This is a genomic window from Alteromonas sp. McT4-15 (genome assembly GCF_020515205.1).
Lineage (GTDB): Bacteria > Pseudomonadota > Gammaproteobacteria > Enterobacterales > Alteromonadaceae > Alteromonas.
Genome location: NZ_JAJALG010000009.1, coordinates 129,651 through 141,316 on the forward strand (window position 1 = coordinate 129,651; position 11,666 = coordinate 141,316).

Annotated in this window: 9 protein-coding genes; 7 read left to right on the plus strand and 2 right to left on the minus strand. The window is 40.6% G+C overall.

What is annotated here, in order from left to right; translation table 11 throughout:
* Positions 1 to 88 precede the first annotated feature (88 nt).
* Both LHL20_RS09470 and LHL20_RS09475 read right to left on the minus strand, forming a co-directional pair.
* Positions 89 to 2,026, minus strand: a complete 1,938-nt coding sequence (locus tag LHL20_RS09470) for a bifunctional diguanylate cyclase/phosphodiesterase (protein ID WP_226433120.1) — start codon at positions 2,024 to 2,026, stop codon at positions 89 to 91.
* Positions 2,026 to 2,691 carry a transglutaminase-like cysteine peptidase gene (locus LHL20_RS09475; protein ID WP_264180874.1) on the minus strand — a complete coding sequence of 222 codons (666 nt, stop codon included), beginning with the start codon at positions 2,689 to 2,691 and terminating at the stop codon, positions 2,026 to 2,028. The genes LHL20_RS09470 and LHL20_RS09475 overlap by 1 nt, the downstream gene beginning before the upstream one ends.
* Positions 2,692 to 3,090: 399 nt before the next feature.
* Between LHL20_RS09475 and LHL20_RS09480 the strand changes: the two genes are divergently transcribed.
* The 7 genes from LHL20_RS09480 (at position 3,091) to LHL20_RS09510 (ending at position 11,547) form a co-directional block, all read left to right on the plus strand.
* Positions 3,091 to 4,230: a glycosyltransferase gene (locus LHL20_RS09480; RefSeq protein WP_226433121.1), complete on the plus strand. Its 1,140-nt coding sequence runs from the start codon at positions 3,091 to 3,093 to the stop codon at positions 4,228 to 4,230.
* Between the two features lie 2 nt (positions 4,231 to 4,232).
* Entirely contained in the window at positions 4,233 to 5,552 is a 1,320-nt protein-coding gene (locus LHL20_RS09485) for an O-antigen ligase family protein (protein WP_226433122.1), read from the plus strand.
* Between the two features lie 4 nt (positions 5,553 to 5,556).
* Entirely contained in the window at positions 5,557 to 6,654 is a 1,098-nt protein-coding gene (locus tag LHL20_RS09490) for a glycosyltransferase family 4 protein (RefSeq protein ID WP_226433123.1), read from the plus strand.
* Between the two features lie 194 nt (positions 6,655 to 6,848).
* Entirely contained in the window at positions 6,849 to 8,273 is a 1,425-nt protein-coding gene (locus LHL20_RS09495; protein ID WP_226433124.1) for an oligosaccharide flippase family protein, read from the plus strand.
* Positions 8,274 to 8,321: 48 nt separating this feature from the next.
* The gene (locus LHL20_RS09500) at positions 8,322 to 9,494 is read left to right on the plus strand and encodes a glycosyltransferase (RefSeq protein WP_226433125.1); all 1,173 of its coding nucleotides are present in this window, start codon (positions 8,322 to 8,324) and stop codon (positions 9,492 to 9,494) included.
* A gap of 15 nt (positions 9,495 to 9,509) precedes the next feature.
* Entirely contained in the window at positions 9,510 to 10,754 is a 1,245-nt protein-coding gene (gene wcaK, locus LHL20_RS09505) for a colanic acid biosynthesis pyruvyl transferase WcaK (protein WP_226433126.1), read from the plus strand.
* Between the two features lie 139 nt (positions 10,755 to 10,893).
* Positions 10,894 to 11,547 carry a PEP-CTERM sorting domain-containing protein gene (locus tag LHL20_RS09510; protein WP_226433127.1) on the plus strand — a complete coding sequence of 218 codons (654 nt, stop codon included), beginning with the start codon at positions 10,894 to 10,896 and terminating at the stop codon, positions 11,545 to 11,547.
* The last annotated feature ends 119 nt before the right edge of the window (positions 11,548 to 11,666 follow it).

An 11,666-nucleotide genomic window follows, 5' to 3' on the forward strand; every position in this document is an offset into this window, starting at 1 on the left:
ATGCTAACGGCATCTTTCGTAATTGTATAACAATCGAACGACAAGCGTCTCGCATTTGTTACGTGATATGTGAAATTATTCGCGAAAATCACACTTGCCACAGTGTAGGTTTTGCAAAATGGTAACCTTGCTGATATCCAACGTTCAGTTCTGCCAAGGCTGTTGACTCCGCTTCGCTTTCTACCAACTCTGCAATAACCTGAATATTCAAGCTTCTGGCGATACTTAATAAACTGCTTATAAATAGTTGGTTGTCTGCTTCGCTTTGAATGTCTTTGGTCAATTTACCTGAAATTTTAACAAACTGAGGCTGTATTGCTCTCAACCCTGAAAGCGATGCAAGATTGTCTCCAAAATGCTCAATTGTTACTCTGCACCGCATGTTTAGAAGCGATTGGCAAAAGGCTATTGCGATATCCTTATGATAAGTGAGCGCCGCATCTTCTATTTCAAACACCAACTTTGTGCAAAGCGCAGTGTTTTGGTTCAATAACTGCAAAAGCCAAACTCTAAATTCATCATTAGCAATAGATGCGCTTGCTATGTTGATGGCAATATCTGTTTTAGCTTCATTAAGTTTCTTCATCACAAGACTGATAACAAGTTTATCGACTTCGGGGATGAGGTTGAGCCGCTCTGAAGCAGGTATGAGCTGTGACATCGGAATAACAGTGCCTGTCTCTTTATCTTTAAAACGGGCAAACGCTTCGAAGTAAGCTGGCGAGCCTTTCTTTGTATCTATTATTGGCTGAATAAGAATATCTGCACTTTGCTTTAAAAGAATGTCATTTAACCTTTCGCGCCAAGCAGTGTTGCTATGAATGTGCGTGAGTTCTGAGGCAAATTGCCAACCTTCAGATCGTTTAGTTGATGCCATCAAAGCACTGTCAGCATTTTCTAGTACTTCAGTTAGCGTCATACTATCTGTAAATTTGGACGCCCCCATCCATACTGTTTTATCCCCGTTCTTTAATGGATTGTCTGTGGCTAATAACGTGTAAAGAAACTCTACTTTTTCTACACATTCGCGTTTTTCTATATCTTCAATTATTAACGCAAAGTCACCGCCAGAGAGTCTAAATAAATAGTTTTTGTCGGACGTAGTAGAAAGCTGCTGTTTTAATTTATTGGCAATAGACTTCACGTAGTCATCGCCTTGCTGGCCGCCAAGTTTAGCATTAATGAGTTGCAGCTGAGCCAATCGAATTATTATGATATAGCCTTCTGACCTAACTGGGCTATTACTTAAAAGCGCGTTCATATGACGTGTAAAGGCACTTCTGTTCGACACGCCAGTTAAACTGTCTTCATAGGCTTGGGCTTTAAACAGTTCTGCTTTGTCAGACAGTTCTTTGAACATGCCTTCAACCGCTAACGATAGTTTATTGACCGCGCGAGTAATAAAGGTTAATTCTTTGGTAAATGGCGCATAGTTTATCTGTGAAAACTTCTGATTTTGAATGTCATTGATTTTGGCAACAACGATACCCAGAGGTTTGGTGATGGCTCGCACTATAAAGATAAGTGCAATAAAGGCGAAAACAAATGCCACAGAAAACATCAGTGCACTTTGTTTTACACTTTGCCATAACGTTTCATTGGCAAGTCCAGGATGACTTTGTACCGTAAGTTGACCTGCTAAGTTCCAGCCATTATTTAATTCAGTTTGCTCAACTGGCGGGGTAACTTCAATTATTTTTGTAAACCAAGCTGGGACTGTTTCAACACTCGTTGGGTTTCTGCGCTCGATAAGCATGTTACCGTCCATGTCGGTGACAGTAATATACTGATAAAAGCCGCGGTCAAAAATCGCATTAACCATGGTTTGTGCAACTACGATATCGCTTTCTTCTGCCAAATAAGGCGTAATTGATAATCCTAACGATGTAGCCGTGTCTTGTGCGTGTGTAGCCAATTGTTCGTTTACGTATTCTCTTGTGAGCTTCACGTTAATCACAAAAGAACTGACAAAAACGACTGCCAGTAAAACAAACAAACTGGTGCTCAGTTGGGTAGATAATTTCATTATTCTTCTCTATCTCCGTGTATCACGCTATCTAGCCTTGATATCATGTCGTCCCACATTTTCATCGGGCCGCCGCCTCTTAATTTTCTTCCTGTTCCCATTGATTTTGCAGCCCATAGTCCGTTTCCGTTAAAGCTGTATATAGGAGACAAATCTCTACGTTTATTGGCCGGCACTATGCGCCGATTAATATTATCCAAAACCAACGGAATAGAAGAAGGGGTTTCGTAGTAAGCTAACACCATATGAGGTTGTCTCAATTCAAGGGCCGTTACATACATTAACCGCAACTTTTCTTCTGGTATACCCAGTTCAATCAATGAGAAATACTTAGCTATGGTGTAGTCTTCGCAGTCGCCAGCACCGGTGGCAATGAATTCTATCGGCGTTGCCCAGTAGTCTTTCTGTTTCCAATGCACCAAATCATCAACAAAATCGAAGCGGTTGAAGAAACGGTTTACACCGTAAAGCTTTTCATCAATATCTTCGCGTTGCAGTTTGTCGATTAAATGTCGCCAATCAGCAACATCTTCTGAAGCATTTTCTCCGTAAAGGGTTTTCACTCGCGCATACACTTCGGGAGTGAAGAGGTTACTTTGTTGCGCAAACAAGGAAGAAAGCGAGAGAAGACAAATGCCTACCACTAAGCCCGCACGAATATTCAGTATACTGCGCGTAAGGGTATAGAGCTTTATTCTGCTGCGTAGGCGATTGTTTTGGTGCAATAGGGTTTAACTTGTGCAATCAGTAGGGCAAGTGTAAAAATTCTTTCACTTCAGCGGTGTAGGATCACTTGCCATCGGTTTTGCTAATGATGGCAAACTTGATGAAAACTTGAAAGGTTTTTACGTAATTCATCTAAACAAATAAAGCACAACAAGGTTGGCACGCTTTGTGTTTGTTTTATGGTTTAATAATCAAGTACGCTTAGCCGCTAGTGTTCATCATAAACATTAGTCACGTTCTTCGAGTTTTATGCGATGTGAGTCAACCGTGATCGCAAACTCATTCGGATAGGCACTTTTACACTCATTTGTGGTGTTTTTACATAAAAAGGATCTTGCATGGACAATTCAGCACGCCCAGCGGTGTTTATCATCAATTCATTAGAAGGGGGTGGGGCTGAACGTGTAATGGTAAAATTGTTAGCCATTATGGAAAGCTATTACTATCAGCTGAATATTCCAGTCCATTTGGTTCTGCTTGACGACTTACCTGAGTCACAAGTGTGCCCAAATTATGTGAACAAAACGGTGCTGAATTCTAATGGTAGCTTGTTAGAGGGCTACAAACTGTTAAAGCCTTTGTTAAAAGCACTTCAGCCTACTTATTGTTTTAGTTTTCTAACACGAAGCAATTTCTTAAATATAGCGTTGGCTCGCGAACTCGGTTTTGAAGCGATAATTAGTGAGCGGGTGAATACATCTAGCCATTTTTCGGGTGGCCTGAAAGACACTGTTAGTCGATTGCTGGTAAAATTGTCGTACAAACGCGCTGCACGTGTAGTCGCTGTATCAGAAGGTGTTAAAGCAGACCTAGTAGAAAACTATGCAGTGCCTGATAGCAACATTTCAGTTTTGTATAACCCATACGATATCGAGTTGCTCAAAACATCTGCAAAAGAAGATGTCAGCGATTTACCGGCAAAGCCATATATCATTGGCGTTGGTAGATTGGTTAAGAACAAAAACTTTTCGCTGTTGATAGATGCTTATGCCGATGCTGGTATAGATGAATCGCTGGTGATCTTGGGTGTCGGTGATGAGAGAGAATCACTCGAGGCTTTGGTGAAACAGCGAGGCTTAGAGGATAAAGTTTGCTTTTTGGGCTTTAAAAAGAACCCTTATCCCTATGTTGCCCACGCAAAGTACTTTGTAAGCACTTCAAACGCAGAAGGGTTTCCCAATGCGATTGTTGAAGCAATGTGTCTAGGAAAGGCTGTAATCGCAACGAATTGTGAGTCAGGTCCAGCGGAAATTATTGCAGAAAAATATCCATACCAGGTTAACGGCGCAAGCCAAGAAAAAAACGGTATTCTATGTCAATTGAACAACAAGCAGGGCATTGTTGATGCCATGCACCAGCTCGCAGAACCGAAACTGCTTAATGCTTATGAAGTGAAAAGTTTAGCGTGCGCTGAAACGTTTTCGTACCCGGCATTTCGAGAAAAAGTTATTGCCATTATTGATCAGGTAACACAATAGATATGTTTGAAGGAATAATAGTAATAGTTGGGTTGGTAAGCCTTATCTTGGTTTACCGAACTATTACCGGTAACTGCAATAAATATTTGGCCTTTGCGATTTGTGCAATATGGTTGCGCTTCTTTTTATCTGCATTTCATACCATCACGTACCCTTCACTCATCGCCGGCTTTTCTATTAATGCGCTCTCTAGTATATCAGTAGCGGGTCTCGGTTTATTACTCATTCCCACCAAAGTGTTTACGCTTCGCAAGTTGCTACCTTTTTATTTTCTATTCTTAGCAATCGCAATAAGTGGGTTTGTTAACCTTAAAATACCGGGCACAATCAATGTGTTGGTGAAGTGGTGTTATTTTCTGGTCCTCGCGGGCGCTATCTTTCTTTCGGTGCGCGCTCAGGGACAATCCGAAACCTTCAAGAAATTGCTAGTTGCCTTCTTCATGCCCGTGACACTTCAAATATTGTCCATTCTTTTAGGTGAAGTGAAAGCTACCGAAAATGATGGGTCGGCAAGTTACATCGGCGGCTACAATCACGAAGCGGCTTTTTCCATGATTATTGTGAGCTTCGTATTTTTAGTTGGTCTTACTCAAAGAAATGCCATTAAGTTTCGCACATCACTATTTACACTTTCTGTTGTATTGCTTGTGTTAGTAAATTATCGAACAGCCATACTTACTATTTTACCTATAGCAGCAATATTCTATTACTCGCTGGTTGAACAACGTCTAAAACCATCACAGAAAGCGCCAGTTTTAACAATAGTTACAATGGTATTAGTACTGGTGTTTGTCGCTCTGTCAGTGTCAATGCAAGAGCGGTTTGCTGATGTGGGTACACTGGCTTCTAATCTAGATCTCATTTTTAAATCTCCCATGTATTTCAGTGAAGCTGAGAAGGACATAATGTCCGCACGCGTTTATATCTGGAGTCAGTATATCGATGCACTCATTAATTCAGATATGGTGAGGCAATTGGTTGGCTTTGGGCCAGAGTCATGGCGAGGTGTTTTTGATGTGTATGCGCACAATACGTATGTTTCGTACCTTTATGAATATGGTTATCTTGGGTTAGTCACCTTCGCTTATTTGTGTATATTTTCACTGCTAATCACACTCACTGTTTCGGACAAACGGTTAGCCAAGATTTTACCTTTATCACTCATAGGATTTTTAACAATGAACCTAGCAACTATGCCGCTATGGAACATTGAAGGCTTAATATTTTTCGCAATTTTAATCGGCGTGACATTGGCGCTTTCTACTAATGTGCCGTCTCGAGTTCACTCAGTTAAATTATCAGTATCCACTCCCACGGAATAGGTTTATGAAGATTTGTGCAATTGGTTTGCGAGGTATCCCTGATGTAATGGGAGGCATAGAGTCTCACTGTCAACAGTTATATCCAAAGATGGTAAAAAATGGTGCTGATGTGACAGTCATTGCACGGTCCCCTTATGTTGAGGGTAAAAAGTACGAATACCAAGGCGTTAAGGTAATTAGTTTGTGGGCAATTCAGCACACGCTATTAGAAACGTTTGTCCACACATTTTTTGCAATCCTCTATGCAAGGATTTTTGTAAGGCCAGACATTGTGCATCTGCATGCAATAGGACCTGCGTTATTCTCACCCCTTGCACGACTATTGGGCATGAAAGTGATGGTGACTCACCATGGTGCTGATTATAACCGTCAGAAGTGGAGCCCATTTGCTAAGAAGGTTTTGAAATTCGGCGAAAAAATGGCTGTAACATTTGCCAACAGAGTATTGGTAGTAGGTCGCACGCTAACCAGTGCCTTAAGAGAGGAATATCCATCGTACGCTGAGAAAATAAGCTTTGTACCAAATGGCATGTTGCCGCGTTTTACAGGTGAGATTTCAAGTAGTCACCTTCCAAGTGAACTAGAGCTTACGCCGCAACATTATATTCTTACGGTAGGAAGACTGGTGCCAGAAAAGGGCTTTCATGACTTAGTCGATGCATTTGTTCAATCAAACAGTGAATTAAAGCTGGTGATAGTGGGTGATACTGACCACCATAGTGCTTATTCTAACACGTTGAGGGAAGCTGCAACCGACAATGTGATTTTTGCTAACCGTCGGGGCGGAGATGAATTAAAAGCCCTTTATCAGCATGCAAAGGTTTTTGTGTTGCCTTCTTATCACGAGGGGTTGCCTATTGTAGCGCTTGAGGCAATCAGCGCAGGGTGCCCTGTTTTGCTAAGTGATATTTCACCTAATATCGATATTGAAGCGCCAAAAGATTGCTACTTTCCCGTAGGCAATGTTTACGAGCTGTCAAAAAAGCTCTCTGGTCTTGATGAGCTCAATCTCACACTAAATCGCAGCGATTATTTAGAAAAGTACGACTGGGAAAGTATTTCGGATGTCACATTCGGCTATGTAGATGGCTTGAAAGCGTAGCATTTTTAAACGCCGCCCCAAGGTGTGAATAAATGCATTAACTTAAGATTTACGCGATTTGGATGACAGCAGCTATATCGAATTTGACTGTCTGTCGTTTATGTAAATCAAGTTATCTATGTGGTGAGCTAAACCAATTCAAGAGAATTAAAACATTCTCAAAGTAAGATCCGACAAGGATATTAGGATATTTTGTGAGTAGACTTATTAAGGCGACATCGTGGACTTCCATTTCTACGATAGTAAATCTATCTTTAACCATGCTGCAATTAGCAATATTGGTTAGAATTCTTGCGCCAAGTGTTTTTGGTCAGTTTGCAATAGTAAACTTAATTCTCGAAATATTTGTGGCGTTTGCCCTCGGTGGAATTTCAAACTTTCTAATCTATAAAAGTGATGTGGACGAAAAAACGTCTAACGCAATTTATTTTCTTGCCCTTGCTATAGGGGCTATTTTTAGCGGGTTGTTATATATCTTAGCGCCATTTATTGCGACGCAATTTGGCTATGACGCTATTGTCCAAGAACTCCGACTAGCCACCATTTTACTTGTTATTTCTTCACTATCTTCTCAATATCAAGCCGTAGGGATGAAGCACTTTGAACACCAAACTATCGCTCAAATTGATATTGCTGCAAAGATTGGATCCTTTATTTTTGCAATAACCAACGCAGAGTTAGAGCTATTATGCTTAGTGGGAGCGGTGGTCATTTATCAGGTTTTACGTTTAATTGGGTTTATCATATTTCTCGGAAAGCATGTAAAGCTCTCACATCATGTTGATACTAGCGTTTACAAAGAAGCATTTAGTTACGGTATCTTTGATTTTGGCTCTCAGTCACTCAATATTGTCCGAAAGCAACTCGACGTAATGATTTTAGCCATCACCTTACCCGCTGCCCAAATGGGGGTTTATCATGTGGTAAAACAACTAGCGAGCCGCCCAGCCCAGGCACTACAGCCAGTTGTAGGTAAGGTGGCGTTACCGGCATTTGCCGAAGTAAAGCAGGTAAAACAAACCCTGCAGCGTGTCTATCAAGATTTCTATATTCTGCAGCTCTTTATATTAGCGCTGATCTACGTACCGATTATTATCTTTTCTGACTTAGTGTTGGTTCTCGTGTTTGGTGAATCTTACGAGGAATACTCGTGGGTTTTGTCATGTCTGGCAGCGTTTTGGTTTGTTCGCGTGGCAAGTTCAAACCTCGTTGGCCCGCTTGTACAGGCCACTGGAATGACGAAGCGTAACTTTATGTGGAACATCGCGCTTTTGATACCAAATACAATAGTCATTTATACATCATCACAATTTGGCGTTTTATCATTGGTGGCGTCGATGGCAGTGTTTCAGTTGATTTTATTTCCTTTTGTTAGCTACTATTTTATTGCTCATATTGCTAAGGTTCCTTTTATCTACTCTGCGAAAAATATGGCTTGGATTGTCGTTCTTTTTGCGCTGCCTCTTATTATTTTTAAATATTTTGCAATACCGATGATTCCCGAAATCTTTCTTGTGCAAGAGGCTGCTGTCGCTTGCCTGACGGGTATTGTCGCTTCCGCTGTCTTCCTTTATACCAAAGGACCCAAGCAATCTTTAATCAGAGTAAAAGGATTTTAAATGTCTCCTTCCAACAAAGTGTATTTTTTTGTAAGGACGTTTCCTGTTTTGTCACAGACTTTTGTACTTAATCAGGTTCGAGATCTTAAGATGGCAGGCTTGGACGTGCATGTCTTAGCTGTAAACCCAGTCGATTACGACAATGAATCGGTCGAATCGTTATTTGGCGACGAATCTCACCATAAGGTGACGTCTATTTTCCCTCGAACTCACTCGAAGCGTTCTTATTTGTTCATGTTACTTGGAGCACTCTATTGCGCCATCTCAGGCAAACGACATAATTTAATCAAACTTGCCTACGGCTTTTTGTCCAAAAAGAATTTCTTTTTGGCAAAAGATCTGTTCTGTCTCGCTTGGTTCCTGAAAAGCCAAAAAATTAATATGGATGTCTGCATCGCTCACTTTGGAAATAATGGAGTAGTAATTGACCATTTAAGACAGGCAGGTCTTTTAGAATGCAAGAAATTGCTCACCATTTTTCACGGCTATGAAATAAGTCGCTATGACCAATTATCCATTTGGGGTGAGGAGTACGGCCGTTTAACGGGTACGCTTTTGCCAATCAGTGAACATTGGAAGGCATCACTAGTTTCCCTTGGTGCAAAAGAAAAATGTATTGATGTCGTTCACATGGGAGTCAATATAAACACGTTCTCATTTCAAAACAGAAACCTTGAAACGCCTCTTCAAATACTTTCGGTCGCGCGAGCAACAGAGAAAAAAGGGTTGGAGTACGCAATTAAAGCGGTACTTAGTTGTGATATCGACTGTCGCTATTCAATTATCGGAGACGGTCAGCTACTACCAACTCTAAAGGCCATTGTATGCGGGCACCCAAATGCGCATAGAGTGAATTTTAAAGGTGCGTGCCCTCCAGAGGCCGTTGCTGCAGAACTTAAATCAACAGATCTTTTTCTTTTACCCTCTGTAGAAGACAGTAAAGGTGATAAAGAGGGAATACCTGTGTCGTTGATGGAGGCTATGGCTAGCGGAGTTATCGTTTTGTCAACAATTCACAGTGGTATTCCAGAGTTAATTGAAGATGGCTATTCGGGCTTTTTAGTTCCAGAACGTAACGTAGAAGCAATAGCAGCAAAAATTAAAGAAATATCAGTAAATAACAATCTTGACGTCATTAGAAAAAACGCAAGGGAAAAGGTCGAGCTGGACTTTAATGCTAGCTTGCTCACTGACCAACTAGTCTCACATGTACTAAAGTAAAACGGATAAACAAATATGAAAATTTTAATTATTGGAAATCACACATGTGGCAATAGGGGCGATGGCGCAATTTTGAGAGGGCTAATTCAAGAGCTAGAAAGCCAGATACCCAACGCTGATCTGACGCTGGTCTCTCGATTTCCAACCAGTTCTGAGTTTTTGTTATCACGACCATTTGTTAAAGACTGGCTTTACAAATACCAAAAATATTCAGGTGGCATAGTTGCCAAAGTCAAAAATAAGCTTCATAAGCCAGCGTTATTAGAAAGATTAATTTCGTCAGCTAAAAATACAGAAGTGCACGACAGGTTACCCTCTGAGTTCAAGGCATATATAGAAGAAATAAAGCAATACGATTGTGTCGTACAAGTTGGTGGTTCGTTTTTTGTTGATTTATATGGAACAGGGCAGTTTCATCACTCGTTATGTGTACTAGCAGCGAAAAAGCCACTTTATTTTATGGGACACTCGGTTGGCCCTTTTGAAGACCAAAAGTTCTGTGAAGTTGCAGAGTTAGTATTTAGCAAAACAAAAGTGTTAGGTCTTAGAGAGTCCGTGAGCAAAAAACTATTGGAAGATAAGTTTTCTTTGCCTGCTTCTTACGTGGAGGGTGCTGATACAGCGTGGTTAGTAAGGCCAAGCAAAGTTGCTATCGAGAACAGCGCAATAAAAACATTTCTTTCAAATGGTAATACCGTCGCAATTACATTGCGTGAGCTTAAGCCATTTGATAAAAGGCTCGGAATAAAGCAAGAGAACTATGAAAAGGCGTTCGCTGATCTATGTAATACTCTCATTGCAAAGGGGTTTCAAATTTTAGCCTGCTCCACATGTACGGGTATAGACGGGTATCAGAAAGATGATCGTATGGTTGCTTACAGAGTACTTAAGCAGATAGAAGATAGGAGCAAATTCAAAGTAGTAATGGATGAGTTTAATGATATAGAGCTGGGAACGGTCCTTAGTGAATGTTTAATCACTATAGGTACTCGTCTTCACAGTGCCATTATCTCTATGAATTTCGGCACACCCGCGTTTGCGCTCAATTATGAGCACAAATCTGAAGGAATTATGAACCAACTCGGTTTATCTGAATTTGGCATACCTTTGGAGCAGCTAATTAATGGTGAACTTGTCAACAAAGTGTTAGACTCTTTAGAAAAGCAGGAAGCCGTCAATGGTGCCGTTTCAAAAGCAGTGAAAAAAGAGAAAGACAGAGCTGCATCAATGATTGCACAGCTTCATGGCCCCAACAGGTAGCGTCAAAATATTTTACATAGCCACTTTTTTATGTTTCTAGTTGCCTGAATTTAAAAGATTTTATTTGCTTGGCATTATATTTGCTAAATTTATGGTAGTAGAAGTATTTGACCTTAAGCATTAGTCAAAGGAAGTAGTAATGAAGTTTATCAAGCAAGCTCTGATCACAGCGGCACTATGCTTTAGCAGTGTTGCAAATGCGTCCTTCGTTAATTTTGATGATTACACATTTTCAAGCTGGGGTAACCAAACCAAGACCGGTACACAAGTTGTTAGCGACAACGGTAGTACAGTTACAATTAGCGGCAACAGGTGGGTTGATATTCTTCATGGAGTGACGTTAACTAGCTCATCAATTTTAAAATTCACAATGGAAGCTACAGGACTTAATGCAGAGCTTTATGGTATTGGTTTTGAAACAGATGATACCTACACGTATGGCAGCATTGATAACTTCGTATTTGTTGGTGGAACACAGATAGCGAAGATTACTCGTGAGAATCCGCTGACGGCATTTGGCAGCTATGCTAGTGGTGACGGTGCGGTTGATTTTACTATTGATGTAGGCAATTACATCACTGGATTGTTTGACAGAATGGTATTTGTTTTAGATAACGACAAAAACCAGTCAGGTTCTTTCGTTTCGTTTTCAAACGTTCAAGTTTGTGATAATGCACTTGTATGCCAGACATTGGATTTTGGTAGCACACCAATTCCTGAGCCAACTCATTTAGGTTTGCTTGCTATGGCGTTAATGGTCATTTATTCATCTCGTAGAAAAAAGATGATTTAATTTTTAAAAAAGGAGGCATTAGCCTAATGCCGATCAGTTAAGAAAAGTTTTAGCGATCGGTTGACCGATCTTTTATAGATGTAAAAATCCGATGAGCATTTGCCATCGGATTTTTTTAT